Annotated in this window: 14 protein-coding genes; 4 read left to right on the top strand and 10 right to left on the bottom strand. The window is 66.2% G+C overall.

Annotation, left to right across the window (positions count from 1 at the left end; translation table 11 throughout):
- Positions 1-896 (top strand): NAD(P)/FAD-dependent oxidoreductase (locus tag FK530_RS25880; protein WP_166443300.1); only part of this gene is annotated, 896 nt, incomplete at its 5' end.
- A gap of 648 nt (positions 897-1,544) precedes the next feature.
- Here the strand turns inward: FK530_RS25880 and FK530_RS16395 are convergent.
- Positions 1,545-3,035 carry an NlpC/P60 family protein gene (locus FK530_RS16395; protein ID WP_126195761.1) on the bottom strand — a complete coding sequence of 497 codons (1,491 nt, stop codon included), beginning with the start codon at positions 3,033-3,035 and terminating at the stop codon, positions 1,545-1,547.
- 283 nt (positions 3,036-3,318) lie between these two features.
- Between FK530_RS16395 and FK530_RS16390 the strand changes: the two genes are divergently transcribed.
- Together FK530_RS16390 and FK530_RS16385 are read left to right on the top strand one after the other, a co-directional pair.
- Entirely contained in the window at positions 3,319-3,684 is a 366-nt protein-coding gene (locus FK530_RS16390; RefSeq protein WP_040765956.1) for a BlaI/MecI/CopY family transcriptional regulator, read from the top strand.
- 57 nt (positions 3,685-3,741) lie between these two features.
- Positions 3,742-4,713 (top strand): M56 family metallopeptidase, encoded by a 972-nt coding sequence (locus tag FK530_RS16385; protein WP_019201638.1) that lies wholly within the window; start codon positions 3,742-3,744, stop codon positions 4,711-4,713.
- Between the two features lie 195 nt (positions 4,714-4,908).
- Here FK530_RS16385 and FK530_RS16380 read toward each other — a convergent pair whose 3' ends face one another.
- Positions 4,909-5,445, bottom strand: a complete 537-nt coding sequence (locus FK530_RS16380) for a hypothetical protein (protein WP_019201637.1) — start codon at positions 5,443-5,445, stop codon at positions 4,909-4,911.
- A gap of 221 nt (positions 5,446-5,666) precedes the next feature.
- Between FK530_RS16380 and FK530_RS16375 the strand changes: the two genes are divergently transcribed.
- A complete protein-coding gene (locus FK530_RS16375) occupies positions 5,667-6,785 on the top strand; it encodes a prolipoprotein diacylglyceryl transferase family protein (protein ID WP_158635062.1) in 1,119 nt (372 codons plus the stop codon).
- A gap of 67 nt (positions 6,786-6,852) precedes the next feature.
- On the opposite strand, the gene FK530_RS16370 is transcribed toward FK530_RS16375, so the two are convergent.
- The 8 genes from FK530_RS16370 to FK530_RS16335 form a co-directional block, all read right to left on the bottom strand.
- Entirely contained in the window at positions 6,853-8,109 is a 1,257-nt protein-coding gene (locus tag FK530_RS16370; protein WP_019201635.1) for a L,D-transpeptidase, read from the bottom strand.
- 185 nt (positions 8,110-8,294) lie between these two features.
- Positions 8,295-9,002, bottom strand: coding sequence for a TlpA family protein disulfide reductase (locus FK530_RS16365; protein WP_081585946.1), 708 nt, complete (start codon positions 9,000-9,002; stop codon positions 8,295-8,297).
- Entirely contained in the window at positions 8,999-10,516 is a 1,518-nt protein-coding gene (lnt, locus tag FK530_RS16360; protein WP_019201633.1) for an apolipoprotein N-acyltransferase, read from the bottom strand. Before lnt ends, FK530_RS16365 begins: the two co-directional genes overlap by 4 nt.
- A gap of 222 nt (positions 10,517-10,738) precedes the next feature.
- Complete coding sequence (locus FK530_RS16355; protein WP_019201632.1) at positions 10,739-11,536, bottom strand: cytochrome c biogenesis CcdA family protein; 798 nt, start codon at positions 11,534-11,536, stop codon at positions 10,739-10,741.
- Positions 11,536-12,099, bottom strand: a complete 564-nt coding sequence (locus FK530_RS16350; RefSeq protein ID WP_019201631.1) for a TlpA disulfide reductase family protein — start codon at positions 12,097-12,099, stop codon at positions 11,536-11,538. The genes FK530_RS16355 and FK530_RS16350 overlap by 1 nt, the downstream gene beginning before the upstream one ends.
- Before the next feature lie 198 nt (positions 12,100-12,297).
- Positions 12,298-13,791, bottom strand: coding sequence for a multicopper oxidase family protein (locus tag FK530_RS16345; RefSeq protein WP_019201630.1), 1,494 nt, complete (start codon positions 13,789-13,791; stop codon positions 12,298-12,300).
- 310 nt (positions 13,792-14,101) lie between these two features.
- Positions 14,102-15,352 (bottom strand): sensor histidine kinase, encoded by a 1,251-nt coding sequence (locus FK530_RS16340; RefSeq protein WP_019201628.1) that lies wholly within the window; start codon positions 15,350-15,352, stop codon positions 14,102-14,104.
- Positions 15,349-16,119: a response regulator transcription factor gene (locus tag FK530_RS16335; RefSeq protein ID WP_051158842.1), complete on the bottom strand. Its 771-nt coding sequence runs from the start codon at positions 16,117-16,119 to the stop codon at positions 15,349-15,351. Before FK530_RS16335 ends, FK530_RS16340 begins: the two co-directional genes overlap by 4 nt.
- Positions 16,120-16,266 lie beyond the last annotated feature (147 nt).

The following is a 16,266-nucleotide window of genomic DNA, read 5'->3' as shown; positions in this document are numbered from 1 at the left end:
TCGGAAACGATGTTCACGAGCAACCATCAGGTGGGGCCAGATCAAACCGTCGCAACACCACCGGCGAGTCGCAAACGGGGCCAGGTCTAGCCGTCGAGCCGGGGCCTCTTCAAGCTGTCATAGCCAAACAGCTCGCGCACCGGCTCGCGCGCACTAAGAACGTCCTGTTCAACATCGGCTTTCACCAGTACTGCGAACGCTTTCCCACTAGAGCCCGCGCACTCCTGCAGAGCCAAACCGTGCGAATCCTCGGGCCCGAAGCCACCGCACAGCACTTCACCCCGTCCTACCGCCCGTGGGAGCAACGCCTGTGTGCCGCGCCCGGCGCAGACATCTTCAAAGCGATCAAGGCCGGACACGCCAGCGTCGTGACCGACACCATCGACTCGCTCGTCCCTGAAGGCATCCGCCTGACATCCGGCCAGGTCCTCGAAGCCGACGTCATCGTCAGCGCCACCGGCCTGAAACTGACGACGTTCGGCGGAATAGTGCCAAGCGTCGAAGGCGTACCTGTGACGCTGGCAGACCAGTACGTTTGGAAGGGCGCCTTCGTCACCGGGCTCCCCAACTTCGCGTTCACCATCGGCTACACCCAACTGTCCTGGACACTTCGCGCAGATCTCACAGCACGACTGGTGTGCAGAGTCCTCAACTCGATGAAGGAGCACGGCCACCGCGCGCTTGTGCCTGTCGCCGATGACACACTTGAGCCGCTGCCGCTATTCAACCTCACCTCCGGCTACGTACAACGCTCCGTCGACGCCTTTCCCCGGCAAGCCATCCGAACCCCGTGGCGCATGCATCAGAACCACCTCATCGACCTCATCACGACACTGCGGCGCAACCATGCTCCCGATGTCCTCGTGCCTGTCGGTCCCACCCAGGAGGGACGCTAAGGTGCGATCTACGACCTCTGCCCAAATAGAACAGCAGGGGACTGGTACATGGGTAGGTGAAATCTGATCCGGCTTGCCCGAGCGGCAGACCTCCCGCTTCCGGTGAATCCAGGGCCAGGCATCAGTACCTCCCGCACCTGCCGCTGGACGTCCTGCCTTTCGGCCAGCACGAGCGGACGAGCCGCGATTGGTATAGGTCTTTATAGGTCGTCCCTAGTTATAAAGACCTATAAGTCGCGTGTATCACAACACTGGCAGGCCAGGTTTTGACATTACACACCCCACCTGCGGTAAGACATGCAACGGCGCTTTCCGACCACTCCCAGAGCACCTACAGGAACCCCCACCTCGAAAGCACGGTGTGCCAGACCCGCTCGTACAGACGGGGCCAAATGATCTCGTCCATGTGCTCGGCGACGGTGCGCGGGTCGATCGAAAATTGGGACCCTACAGCGGTGTAGGGTCCCGACCTACCTGGCGACTGTCAGCCTTCTCACCTGCACTGCATCACGCAGTCCCACGGAGTTGGCATCTCGCCAGTCCCAGCAACATGGCATTTCCACCACAGCATTCAGGCCGTCGCCGGACTCCCACTCCAGCAGCAGTACCGTTCCCACAGCCTTCGACAGGTCGTAACTAGAACTGGGTCTACGAATTGATCAGCCGGACCACGTAGGGCATCGCGCCGTCGGTGCGCAGCGGCGATACTTTGACCGTCGATCCGGACTCGGGTGCCTCAAGCATCTGGTTGTCACCCAGATAGAGCGCTTCGTGCTGGCTCGCATTCGGGCCGAAGAAGATCAGGTCACCCCGCTTGATCTCAGCGAGCGGAACCTTCTTGCCGATGTTGTACTGGTAGCCGCTGTAGTGCGGGAGCTTGATGCCGACGGCAGCAAATGCGAACAGCGTCAGGCCCGAGCAATCAAATCCCGGGTTCTCGAAGTCACGGAAGGTATCGGCAACGCCGCCGTCGCGGACCCCGACGGTGGGGCCGTTGATATCACCACCCCCCCAGGAATATCTGGTGCCGACCACCGACAGGCCCCGGGCAATGACCGTGTCAATCATTTGCTTGCCCGACATCGACGCGACTGACACAGGCGCTACTGGTGCCTGGATTGCAGGCACCTGGGCTGCCGCTTGAGCCGGGACCTGGGATGCGGTCTGCGGTTGCGGCGTGAACCCGAACAGGTTGCTCAGTTGCCCGAGCAACGACGACGCTGCGGTCGCGGCCGACGGTGGCCCCCCGGGCGCCGACACTGCCGGTGCCGCAGAAGGAGCCGCTACGGGTGTGCTTGCGTTCGGGGGTGCCGCCGGTGCAGGAGCCGGCTGCGAGGAAGGCACCGTCACTGTCTGCTGTTCGCTGACGACGTATTGGTCATAGATCCGCTGCTGACCTGCGGCATCCCCGGACTTCGCCTTCGCCTCGGCGAGCGCCCTTGCGGCCGTCTGCCGACGCAAATCCAACCGTCGGCGTTGATCGGTCGCCGAACGCAGCGCCTCCAGGGTCTGGGCCACCGACCCCTGCGCTCGGGTGCGGCGGTCGGCAGCCGCGCCAGCCGCTGCATCCGCGGAGATCTTCGCGATCCGCGCAGCATCGCGGCTCGATCGCGCCCGCCGCCGGGCGTCATTGAGGCCGGTGACAGTACCTGCCTGGGCGGCAGCAACGCGCCGAAGAACCGCAGTGCGGTCTACCGCCGTCTGCCCATCCGGGGCGGTCAGAGCATCCGCGACCCCGCCCGAGGTGTTCCCCTGCATGTAGGCGGCGCGGAGCATCTCATCGAGCCTGCGCTGAGCAGCATCCACTGCCTGGTCGGAAGCCACGGCCTCCCGATCCGCAACTACTACTGCATTCGTCGCGGCCCGCGCAGCGTCGGCGGCCAACGCCACGTCGATCACCGCCTTGTTCACCGACTGCCGCCGAATGTCAACGTCGTTCTGCAAAGCCGCGATCTGCTGATCAAAGTCCGCAAGGCGCACGATCAACGAAGGAACCACCGCGACCGAGTGACCTGCTCGAGGGTCGTCTCCCACGTGCCGCGCCCACGCAGGATCCGCTCCGCCGACCACGATCGCAGCCACGATCGTCACCGCCGCCGCCCGCTGCATTCCAGACGCCCATCGATGCTGATTCACCACGGAACATCTCCTTCAACGAGCCGACCGCCCCCCGCGGGGAGGTTGCGCCCACGCGAGGGGATCAGAAGCGGAATATTGTTGGTGCGCAATCTTTTTACGCAAAGTTTGACGCGCCGCACCGGCACCCCTTGAGTACCATCCGAACCGTACGTCACAGACGCCACAGAGGGAAGCGGTGATCGAGCAGATGCAGAGCCTTAACTGCCACCTACAATGGGGTTGGCCTGCGGTATTCAAGATTCAATCAAGATCCTGCTACTATCCACGATAGTACTAAGGAGGAGTGCGACCCTTGCCTGGTGAGTTGGAATCCGCGGTCATGCAAGTGCTCTGGGACAGTGAGCACGCCTTGAAGGTGCAGGAGGTGGTCGATGCCCTCGACACCGGGCGGGCACTGGCCTACACCACGGTGATGACGGTTCTAGACAACCTGCACCGCAAGCAGTGGGTCCAACGCGAGAAGGTCGGCAAGGCCTACTTCTACGAGCCGACACTCAGCCGCGCGGAGGCTGCGACCCAGGCGCTGCGTGACGTGCTGGATGCATCCGGCGATCCTGAGGCAGTGCTGCTGCACTTCACCGAGTCCGCGTCGGACGAGGAATCAAAGGTCATCCGGCGGGCACTACGCCGTCGGTCACGGCAGCAATAGACTAAGCCCGGTGCGCGAGATCCGAATCCGGACCCGGATGGAGGGAATGAGTACACGATGACGGTGTTCGCGGCATTGGTCGTCGCGGCGGCTGCGATCGCGGCTGCCGGACCTGTGCTGCTCACCCGCGCGGGGCGTACGCGGCTCGATCCAGTTGCCCTGCTCATCGGCTGGGTGGGAGCGCTGGCAATGCTTGGACTGCTGACGGCGTTAGCGATCGTGGCACTGTTGCTGCCGCTGCACGCAGACTACTCGGTAACCACTGCGTTCGGAGACTGCTGGTCCCTGGCGGTCCATGGCACCGTGCCGCAGGGACGCCGGGCGACCGGCGCCGCACTAGCCGCGCTCATTGCGGGCTCCGTCGTGATCTCCGGCGTGCGCTGCGTCTTCGTCCTCGCGCGCCGGCGGGCGGTCGCGACGTTGCATTGCGACCGAATAAGGCTGGTGGCCAGTCCAGCCGCCGGGGACGGCCGAGTGTGGTGCCTCGAGCACGACGCCCCCTTGGCATTCGCCATCGCCGCACCCAGGGGCGGGATGGTGGTGATCTCCCGCGGCCTACAGACCTTGTTGGCACCCTCCGAGCTGGCGGCAGTGCTGGCACACGAGCACGCACACCTCCGCGGTCGCCACCACCTGATCGTTGCCATCACTGAGGTCATCGGGCAGGTCCTGCGCCCGATCCCGCTGTGCCGGAACGCCCCGAGCGCCGTGCGGGAATTGGTCGAGGCGATCGCTGACGGAGCAGCAGCACGCCGTTGCGGGGCGGCCACGGTACACCGGGCCCTGCTGCAGATGGCCTCCGCACAATCGGTGCGGCAGCGATCAGGGACAGCCGGGCGGGGCCCTACTCTGGCGATGGCGACCACCGCGACCTCGGCGCGGGCCCGCCGCCTACAGCTCCCCGCAGCGAGCCGCAGTGCTCGCGTGCGCCACTGCGGCGCGGTCGCCGCGGCCACCGCCCTGGGATCAGCCGCTACGGTGGCGCTTGCAGCCCTCGTCGTGTCCGCTATTTCCTGCCCAGCGCTCTAGCCCGCTGCGCCCGTGGCGCAGCGTGACAGAGAGATTTGCCTGTTCCCCGGGGGGCCAACTGCGCAGCAACATCCGCTGCGACGCTTCATCGTGACTAGCGAGTGCGACCCACGAGTCGCATTTCAGCGACCGTACACCGAGTCCCGAGCGCCTACGTCCTTGAGCCACTACGCTCCGGTGCCGCTATTCGACGAGTCACGAATGCCGATGCCCGGCGGTCGTGTCCACAGCCACAGGCATCTTCGCCGAGGGGTCGCACACCCCGGCGGGGCATTCGCTCACCTGTAGCGGATGCTCAGGCTCGCCGCCCCGCCACGACCACCGTATCCCCCAGCGGGTGGCGACCGCGGCACCCATGGCGAGGGCCGAGACGACAGCAACCAGGGGCTGCAGCGGCGCCCACAGCGTCAACGCTCCCGACGCGCCCAACATCGCGACGACGACCTTGTTACACAACGGGCACCCCACCGCGAGCGTCGACAGGACCACACCGGAAGTGCCTCGCACAGCACCACGATTCCACCCGGCCACCACCGGAGCTGCCAGCCAGGCGGCCGCGAGAACGGTCACCACCACGAGGACGAGGTAGTCCCACCAGCGCACCGGCGTCATCCGGGTGAAGACAGGATTGGGAAGCACTCGGGAGGGGATCGCGATCACCAGTGCGATCAGCGCACCGCCAGCCGCTGCGTGCCACCACCGCACCCGTCCAATGACCGCCCTGCGGTTCATACCACTCACAGTGCACCCTCCTCACCTCGCGCTTGTCTTTCCTCGAACTCAGCATAACTACTAGATCACATAGTAGTTCTTGGTGGCGGGCCTGCCCGCCCCTCATCTACTATTCAACATAGTAGTTACCTACTAAGCGTGTTAGTAGCTCAATCTCGGGAGAGGCCTGATCGATGAAACATCTCTCTAGCGTGCCGGATCCAGACGTGGGCCTTCCAACGGTGACCGAATCCGTCGGCGCGCCGGTGCGGCATGACGCGGTGCAGGCGTCGGAGAGGATCTCGACGATCACCGGTCCGGTGGGCGGTTGCGACCCAGTGAACGAAGCGGAGCCACAAGGACTGTCCGCTACGTACGTGCTAGACGCGGTCAGCGCTCCCGGTGCGCTCCGGATGCAGTACGAGGGCCTACGGATCGGCGCCGAGGCCGACGATACGCAAGGGCGATTCACCTGCCAGCGCGATGTCAGTCTCGCGGCGGCCCGCGGGCGGCCGGTCGCTGTGACCGAGCGGCTATCGGGGATCCCGGCAGGCGAGTGGGATATTCGGGTGCGAGCAGCGTGGACACCGGCTGCGACGCAGGCGGGCGAGCTGGCGGGCGAGATGAAGCTTCCGGACCAGCAGATGCGGGTCCGGACGGTGTTCGCGCCTCTGGCACACGGGCCCGCGGTGGCAGCGTGGTGTTGGCCGCTGCTGGTGGGGCTCGGCGCTGTCGTCGCGGTCGCGCTCATGGCAGTGAACGTCTCCCTCGCTGGCGGCTCTGCATTCGCGGCGGTGGGGATCAGCGGTGTGGCCTGTGCTGTGGGGTTTCTCGGCGCGCGGTTGTGGTTCTTGGCAATCCATCGGATGCCGCTACGGAAGCTGCTGTCCTCCGGAGCCTGCATTCAGGGGTTCAACGCCGCTGCCGCGGTGGTCTTGGTGATGGGGGCGCCGGCGATCGGACTGTCATGGGGCGCGGTGCTCGATTCTGCTGCCCCGGCACTGCTCGCAGGGATGGCCGTCGGGAGGCCGGGGTGTTGGCTGACCGGCTGTTGCGCTGGAAAGGTCACCGTGTCGCGGTGGTCACTGTGGTCATCGGATCGGAGGGTGGCCGCTTCACGCTATCCGGTGCAGCTGTTTGAAGCTGCGGCGTGCGGGACGCTGGCGATAGGGGCCGAATTCCTGTTCCTGGGCGTCCGGCACTCGGGAGCGATCTTCGTGATCGGACTCGCTGCCTACGCGCTGGTCCGGCAGGTGCTGTTTCCGCTGCGCTCCGACCCGCACACTCGGTGGGGGCGTACCGCAGTCGCAGCAGGTGCTACGGCCGCGATCGCGGTGGCGATATGGGTGATGACGTTGTGACGAGTCGGCGGGGCTACCGGGATGTGCTCAGACAGATCCGGACTGCCTCGCCCATTCTCCGTCCTGGTCAGCGGCCTTCCGACGACGCCAGGGCGCTGGCTTTGGTCCACTGCTGCCAGGGCACACTCCAGTCACCGTTCTGCCATTGCTCGAGAGGTGCGCCGCCAGTGTTGCGGATTTCGACGATGTCGCCGGGGACCGAGAAGTCGAAGAACCATCGAGCGTTGTCACCGTTGAGGTTGAGGCACCCGTGGGAAGTGTTCGTGTTGCCCTGCGCCCACACAGAACTGTCGAGTTGGTGCAGGTAGATACCGTCTGTGCTGATCCGTGTCGCGTAGTTGATCGTCTGTTTGTACCCCAAGCGCGAGTTGATCGGTAGCCCGTAGGTGGACGAGTCCATCACCACCGGGTTCGCCTTGTCCATCACGGTGTAGATGCCCCGTTGGGTCCAGAAGCTGATGGTGTTGCCGTTGATGATCTCGCTGCCGCCCATGCCCATGGAGGTGGGCATCGTACGGACGAGATTACCGCCGTCGTAGACGGTGACCGTCTTGGTCGCGTCGTCGGCGATCGAGACATGCGAGGCGCCGATGGTCGCACTGGCACGCACGTCCTCGGCGCCGTAGAGGCGCTCGCCCAGGCGGACACCGTATAGCGCGGCGTCCACGGTGATCTGAGTGCCCGGCGTGTGGTATTTCTCAGGTCGCCAATGCGCTTCGGTATTCGAGACCCAGCACCACGCTCCCTCGACCGCGGGTGTACAGGTGACTTTCATACGACGTTCTGCCTCGGCGCGGTCTGCGATGTCGGTGTCGAACTTCGCCACCAGCACCAGCCCCACACCGTAGGTCCGCCCTTCGCCGACCGGGGTGCCCGCCGTCGTTGCCAGCTCCATCGTCGCCTGCGCCTGTGGCGCGAGAGTGGTGAACGTGCTCTGCCGTTCGGTCCGGCGTCCTGCCTCATCGACCGCGACCGCTCGCAAGCGGTAGGTGCGGCCGAATCCAAGGGGCTCACCGGCCGACCAGGATTTGCGCGGTGCGTCCAACGTGCCGGCAACGGCGCGTCCCGCCTCGTTGGTGAGCGTGACTTCGGCGAGGGCGCCGGTGCCCACGACACGCACAGTGACCGGTGTGCGGGGTGTGACCTCCGCGGCGCCGTCGGCCGGCGCCAGCTCGATCAGTGGCACGGCGCCCGACGGTTTCGGTGAGGACGAGGATCCGCTCAGCGGCACCGCGCCCCGCTCGGCACCGCAGGCGGACGTGATCGCGACGGCTCCGATTCCGGTTGCCGTCCGCGCCAGCAGAGTTCGCCGTTGCAGAACCATTCAGCCTCCCTCGACCCGCCTCATCACGCAACTACTAATTTGCATAGTACTTTATGGTGAGTGGTCGAGCCCGCCAGGTCCGCAGGCGAGGTACTCTCACCCGCTCCGCCGGTACAGGTACCAGGCGCGGCGAGTCGTCGAGCAGGTGCGGGTGGGTGTTCTGACCGTTCCATCGACTGAAGCGCTCACTTGCCCGGAAGCGAGGGTTGCGCCCTAGCAACAGCGTCCTCGATGTCCTGTACTGATCGGAAGACCAGCGGGTCCACGATCCGCTGCACGGAGCCGTCGGGGCGGACGAGAAAGGACAGCGGCAGCAGGGGCGGGATCTGCAGTGTCCTCGCGACCGCGCCGTCCGCGTCGATGATGCTCGGGTACGCGAGGGCGAGATCGGTGGCGAAGGTACGAGCGTAACTCTCGACGTCGCGGACGTTGATCCCGAGTACCTGGACTGCTTCGGGGCGTTGGGCATAGCGCGAGAGGATCGGCATTTCTTCGCGACACGTCCCGCACCAGGACGCCCAGAAGTTGAGCAAAGTGGTTCTGCCTGCGGTGAGTTGTCCGAGGTTGATCACATCGGGGGTAGTGAGGCAGGGCTCGGACAGATCTGCCAGGGGCCCAACGGATCGGGCTGATACCGATTTCGTTCCGCCGCACTGCGGTTTAGGTACACCGCGGGCTGAGCTGGCCTGGAGTGGGGCCTCGGTTCCAGTGCGGGTGCCGGTGGAGGCGGTATCGTGGTCTCCTGGTTTTTCCGTGAGCGAATGCGCGGTCGAGACGGCGATGAGCAGCAGCGCGGCAGCGATCGCAATAAGGGCCAGTGCGTACCGGTGCCGGCGATGCCACGGCGGGGTTGAGGCGCACTCGTCGGGTCCGGGGGGAAGGGCGACGCTCATGGTGTCTTCTGCTCGTCGATGGGCACGGGCGTCGTATCGGCGGGGACCGACTGTTTGAGACCGGTGGTGCGACGTGCGCGCCGTTTGATCACCGTTGCGGCGATCAGGGCCGCAGCGGCCAGGGCGGACGTGACCGCTTCGGGCAACGCGCCCCAGCGGGTGGCGAGTGTGAGCCGGTCGTCGAGGGGAACAGTCGCGATCAGAGTATCCGCGCTGAACAGTGCGGACTGGTCGGTGACCGTCCCGTCCGGGGTCACGACAGCGCTGACGCCACTCGTCGCGGCGATCAGGACGGTGCGGCGGTGCTCGATGGCCCGCAGTCGGGACATCGCCAGTTGTTGGTACGACATGGCCGTGCGGCCGAAGGTCGCGTTGTTAGTGGGCACGGTGATCAGCTGGGCTCCACCGCGTACAGATTCACGGACGAGGTCGTCGAAGGCCACTTCGTAGCAGATGGCAGCCGCGGTCGGTATGCCAGCGAGGGTGACAATGCCGTCACCATCGCCAGGCACGAACCGGCCGGCCTTGTCGGCGTATGCGGACAGGCGGGTCGCGAGCGGCCGCATCGGTAGGTACTCCCCGAAGGGCACCAGTCGCCGCTTGATGTGTTGCTGTCCAGGACCGGAGCCGGGGTTCCAGACGATGGAGACGTTGCGTGATGTGCCGTCGTCGGCGGAGAGCACTGCACCGACGAGGACAGGTACGCCGAGCCTGTTGACCGTCTCATCGATCCGCGCGCGCACCTGCCGATCGCGCAGCGGGTCGATATCCGAGGCGTTCTCGGGCCAGACGATCATGGCGGGCCGGGGCATCTGGCCAGATTCGATGGCACTGGCGAGGTCCTCGGTGCGTCGTAGGTGATTCTCGAGCACTGCGGCACGCTGAGCATTGAAGTCCAGTCCTAGGCGGGGAACGTTGCCTTGGATCACCGCAACGGTCACGCTCGCTCGCGGTTCGTACGCTGGTAGCGCGATTAGGAGTGCTGCGCCGGCGAACGGGAGGATGCCACCAAGCGACGCACGGACAGCAGCGCGCGGTGACCTCCGCAGTGCCGCGCGGACCACGGCGAAACCGGAGCACCCGATGAGGGCGACCGCGAACGAGACGGCCGGTGCGCTGGCGATCGCGGCCAACTGTACGAGAGGCCCATCGGTCTGCCCGAACGCCAACTTTCCCCAAGGGAACCCGCCGAATGGCAGGCGGCTGCGCAGTGCCTCCGTCGCTGTCCACGCGCAGGCGCACCACAGCGGGTAGCCGGGGAGAACCACCATCCGGCTGACCAAGGCGCCGAACACCGCTACCGCGACGGCTTCGACCGCGGCGAGCGCGATCCACGGCCCAGCCCCAACGTAGATGCCTACCCACGGAAGCAAGGGCAGGAAGAACGCCAGCCCCGCGGCGTAGCCGTACAGCAGGGCTTGGCCGATTCCGCAGCCCCACACGGCGGCGACCACGAGCGCGACACCGACCGGCGCCGCTCCCCACAGCGCGGTGGGTGGGAACGAGATGAACATCGCTCCGCCGCCGGCGGCAGCCAGAAGTAGCCTGACCGCTGTGTGCGTCCACGGCCAATGAGCCGGCCCCCACCGAGTGGATGTCGCGGATGGGAGCCTTCGTGCTGTCTGCGTGGTCACGAGTGAGATCTCCTCAATTCTGGACCGTGGTGGTGCTGCTCGTCGCGAGTCGTCTGGGCGATCGCGGGCGTACTGGTTGGTGCGTGTCGACGGCGATTCCTGTCAGATCGGCATGACGATGTTGGAGACGAAGAGCCGCCGGACCATGTCGACGAAGTCGGACCAGTAGCCGGTGACCAGGGCGAGTCCGACGGCGATCATGAGCACGCCGCCGGCGACCTGGATGCGTCGGCTGTTGCGGCGAAGCCATCCGACGGCCCGCACCGCGGCGGTCGATCCGACGGCGAGTGCGATGAACGGCAGGCCCAGGCCTACGCAGTAGGCCACCACCAGCGCGGCACCGCGTGCCGGCGCTGCGTTGGTGCCCACAATGATCGACATGATCCCCGCCAGGGTGGGACCGATACAGGGAGTCCAGCCGAGCGCGAACACCCCGCCCAGCAGCGGGGCACCGGCAAGCGTGGTCCAGGGTCGTGGCGCAAAACGCACCTCGCGGGCAAGTGCCGGGACCAATCCGATGAACGCCAAGCCCATGATGATGGTGATTCCCCCACCTATCCGCATCAGCGTCTCTGCATTGAGCCGAATCGTCGCCGCCAGACCAAACACCGACATCGTCATCAAGAGGAAGGCCGCTGTGAACCCGCCGACGAACAACGCGGCTGCGCCGAGCACTCTCCACCGACCGGACCGGTCTACCGCCTTTCCGCTGCCGCCGAGCTCTGCGATCGACGTCGCTGGAGCCTCGGCGCCGACCAGCCCCGCGAGGTACGACAAGTAGCCGGGAACAAGGGGCACGATGCACGGCGAGGCGAAGGACACCAACCCGGCGAGCAGGCATGCCCCGATCGCCAGGATCAGCGGACCTGACACGGCGGCGTCGGCAAAGGCTTGTCCCATCAGCCCTCCCCGGCGACGCGGTCCACGGCATCGGTGAGGGTCTTCTCGTCGATCGTCGTCAGGTATGCCGCGGCCACGCGATGCTGCCGATCAAGGACGAAGGTCATCGGCACTACTGTGGTCGGGTACTGCTCACCGAGCGCGAGCAGCGTCTTGCCAGGGGGATCGTAGATCGACGGATAGGTCAGCCCGTGGGAGCGGATGAAGTCCCGCGCCGCATCGTCGCCGGCGGTTTCACGAACGTCGATACCGAGAAACTGCACACCCTTGGACTTGCGCGCCGTGTACACCTTTTCCAGAGCAGGAGCCTCGAGACGACAGGGGGCGCACCAGGAGCCCCAGACGTTGATCACCACGACCTTTCCGGCGTAGTCCGACAGTCGCAGCGTGGCCCCGGGATCAGTGACACTACGTCCGGACAGCTCACCGACGACGCTGCGCCGCTCGGGCGGGTAGAAGTGCCTGGCCTTGCCATCCGGAGCGATGATCCCGCCATCGCGTGCCCGGTCGCTGAGCTGAACGCACCCGCCGAGCAGCATCGCGACCACAAGCACCGCGATCACACCGGCGCACCGGCGCAGACTCGAGCTGCCGCTCGGGGGACGGTCATCATCGCCCAGCGATGCCCGTGTGGACTGTCGTCGCATCCTCACCCCTTCTCGGCGGCTAACGAACCAGCCACCAACTACTAAGTAGCATAGTAGTTGGTGGCTGGTCGGTCGCACTCGCCATCGGGGGCAGCCGCGGAGACGTCGGTCGCGTCAGGTGTACTTGAGGGTGGTCATCATGCCCATCTCCATGTGATAGATGTTGTGGCAGTGCAGGGCCCAGGTTCCGGGGTTGTCCGCGTCGAGGTCGACCTCGACCGAGCCCATGGGCTTGATGAGCACCGTGTCCTTGCGCAGTCCGCCACTGCCGGGGAGGCCCCAGGTGTGGCCGTGGATATGCATGGGGTGGAGCATCATCGTTTCGTTGGTGATCTGCATCCGCAGTCGCTGGCCCTTGCTGACGCGCAGAGGCGTGTCTTCGCCGTGCTTCTTGCCGTTGATGCCCCAGGCGTACGGGTCCATCTGGCCGTTGAGAGTGACCTTGATCGTGGAGTCGGGCTGGGCGTCAGGAAGGCGCGCGGAGTCGGCGGCGGTGAGTTCGGTGGCGCCGAGCAGGACCGGGCCGTCCAGTTCCGCGGGGCGAATGTCGGCGGCGGGTGCGGCGCCGGAGCCTGTGCGCAGGACTGCCAGAGCCTGGCCCTTCTTACCTTCGGCGGCGGCGACTAGCGGAAACGCGCCGTCGCCTGCGGTGACGGTCACGTCGTAGCGTTCCCCCATAGCGACGAAGAGCGCGCGGGCCTGCATGTCGTTGACCCTGTGTCCGTCGGTGTGGGTGACGGTCATCGTGTGACCGCCAAGGGCGACCCGGAAGACGGTGTCGGAGCCGGCGTTGATGATCCGCAGGCGGATGCGTTGTCCGGGCTTGGCGCGGAACTCGGTCGGCGCCGTAGGGATTCGGCCGTTGATGAGGTAGTGCGGGTAGACCACGTCGCCAGCATCGCCCAGCGGAGAGCTTCCCATGCCAGGCATCGAGGAGTGGTCCATGCCACCCATCCCGCCCATTCCGGTCTGCAAAGGTCCGGTCTTGGCTTGGAAGTCGGCAAGGATCTGGTCAGGGTTCTTGCCGATGCCGTCGGTCCAGTCGTCGAGGACGACGATCCACTCGGCGTCGAAGGCGCCTGGTTCATTGGGGTCGTCGATGATGATCGGAGCGTAGAGGGCACGGTCGAGTTGGGCACCGACGTGGGGATGGAAGTAGTGGGTGCCGGCGTCCGGGGCGGTGAACTCGTAGACGAATCGCCCCCCGGGGCGCACAGCATCCTGGGTGACGCCGGGAACGCCGTCAGCTTCGTTACGCAGGCGGATGCCATGCCAGTGGATGGTGGTGTCGGCGGGAAGCTTGTTGTCGAGGGTGACGCGGAGGAAGTCTCCGGCGTTGGCGCGCAGGACCTTGCCGGGGAGGGCGTCGTCGTAGGCCCAGGTACGGGCGGTGATACCGCCGAGGTCTACGGTGGTCTCGCGCGCGGTGAGGGTCGTCTCAACGACCTTCTGTCCGGCCTGGGGTGTGGCCTGTAGTGGCGGTCCTTGCAGCGCACGAGAGGCACCACTCGGCGTGCTGGCGGTCTTGTCGCCACATGCGGCGAGCGCGCCGACGCTGAGCGCGGCGAGACCGCCGAAGAGGGCTGTTCGTCTGGTCACCGGTGTCATGAATTGGTTCCTTGGTTTGACGTCGAGGAAGTCGGGGGCGGCCCTGCTTAGGGGGCAGCGGGGCTGACTGTCGGGCTGCCGTCGCCCATCCCTGGCATACCCGACATACCCGGCATGCTTGTGTGAGGTGTCGGCGATGAAGTCGGGGAGCTGCTCATCGAGTGGCCTGCGGGCATCGACGGTTGGGTTGAGGTGGGGGTAGTGCTGGTGTCGTCGTTCATGTTCATCGTGGACATGTCGTCGCCGCAGGCGGTGACGGCGAGGGCAATAGTGGCGGTGACGGCGGCGGTGGTGATCAGTCGTTTCGGGTTCATCGGTTCGTCTTTCTGGCAGGGATTCTCTGTGGGGTTCGTTGAAGGGGCGGTCGGGGTAGTGGGCTCGAGGCTGTACCGGGTTCCGGTGGTGGGTGTTCTCGCTTGGTGTTGCGGCGTTTGTAGACCGGCAGGGTCAGGGTGAACTGGGCGCCTTGTCCGGGGCCGCGGCTGGTGGCGGTGAGGGATCCGTCGTGGGCCTCGGCGAGCGCGCGGGCGATAGTCAGGCCGATACCGCTGCCGCCGGCGTCGCGGCTGCGAGAGGTGTCGGTGCGGTAGAAGCGGTCGAAGATGTGTGGGAGGTGTTCGCTGGCGATGCCTTCGCCTGTGTCCTCGACGATGATGTCGATGAGGTTGTGGTCGCGGCGGCGGCTGCTGACCGTGACGCTGCCTCCCGGTGGGGTGTGTCGGCGTGCGTTGCTGAGCAGGTTCGCGAGGGTCTGGCCGATGCGGGCACGGTCGGCGTCGACGAGGTCGGTGGTGGTGGGTCCGAGGCCGAGGTGGATACCTACGGCGTCGTAGCCGGGTTGCGCTTCTCGGACCGCGGCGGTGGTGATGTCGTTGACCGCGGTCGGCTCTGCTTCGACGCGTAGTTGTCGTTCGCCGGCGCGGGAGACGGCGTCGATGTCGTCAGCGAGTCGCTTGAGGCGGCCGGTGGCGCTGCGGATGACGCCGTACATTTGCGCGCCCGGCGTGCGGATGCCGTCCTCGGCGGCTTCGATTTGGGCGGTGATGGTGGTGATCGGCGTCCGGAGTTCATGGGCGAGGTCGGAGAGCATCTGCTGGCGGATCTCTTCGGTGGTATCGATTTGCTCGGCGAGTCGGTTGACGCTGCGGGTCAGGTCGCTGAATTCGCGGCCCAGGCGGCTGGGCGGGACGCGAATGGCGTGGTTGCCGGCGGCGATGTTCGCCGTCGAGGTCACCACGGCGCCGATGGAGCGTCGGACGCGGCGGGTGATCAGCCAGCTGACGACCAGTGCGAGGACCACGGAGCTCAACAGGGCGACCGAGACGGATACCACCAGTGAGGAGGCGAACGCCTCCTCGACGTGTTTGGCTTGGGGTGAGGTGGTCGGCAGGCCGGCGTGGGCCATGTGGGTGTGGAACAGGTGCGGTGCGACAGTCCACGCCACCAGCGCGGAGGCCCCAGCGCCAGCGGCGATGACGATGGTCTGGGCGATGAACAGCCTGGTGGTGAACCCCGAACGTGGGCGACGGGTGCGCCGTGCGTCGGATCGGGGCGCGCTCATTGCTTCGACCGGCCGTCACCCATTCGGTAACCGATGCCGCGGATGGTGCGGATGTAACGCCGCTCGGTGGTGGTGTCGCCGAGCTTGCGACGCAGGCTGGCGATGTGGACGTCGACGACGTGTGCATCGCCGACCCAGGTCGGTCCCCAGAGTTCGGCGAGCAGTTGGTCGCGGCTGAACACCATGCCCGGGCGGCGGGAGAGGACGTCGAGAAGGTCGAACTCGGTGCGGGTGAGAGCCGCGGGTCTACCGGCGACGCTCACCTCCCGACCGTTCGGGTCGATTAGCAGATCCCCGATGCGGCGCTCCGCGCCCTGGGGCATGGCGGGCCCGTTGACGGTTCCGGCGCGGGGGCGGCGCAGCATTGCTTCGATTCGGGCGATCAGCTCCCGCGGGCTGAACGGTTTGGTCAGATAGTCGTCCGCCCCGACGGACAGGCCGACCAGAGTGTCGACTTCGTCGGCGCGGGCGGTGACCATGACAACGTAGGCGTCCGAGAAGGTGCGCAGTTGTCGGCACACTTCGACACCGTCGAGCGAGGGCAGCCCGAGGTCGAGGACGACGACATCCGGTGGAGTTCGGTGCGCGGCGGCGACTGCGGCCGCTCCATCGCCGGTGATCTCGACATCGAAACCACTGCGCTGAAGGTAGTCGGCGATGACCTCGGCGAGGTCCGGCTCGTCCTCGACAACCATCGCGCGCAGGCCCAGCTTCGGCCGCGGTTCGGTCACCGCCGTCGGCTTGGGCTCGGCAACAATCGCATCCATGCCTCCATCGTGGCCTGACCGTATGCCCAGGATCGACCCGAGGCGCGGTTCTTGAGCAAATCTTGATCTTGAGCACACGTAACGGCCTGGTTAGGGCACGCACAGTCGAGGGCGATCAGATACCCCTCACCGGACTGATCACCGGTG

This window comes from Tsukamurella conjunctivitidis (genome assembly GCF_007858475.1).
GTDB lineage: Bacteria > Actinomycetota > Actinomycetes > Mycobacteriales > Mycobacteriaceae > Tsukamurella > Tsukamurella conjunctivitidis.
The sequence above is the reverse complement of the archived record's forward strand: the minus strand, read 5'-3'. Positions and strand labels throughout refer to the sequence as shown.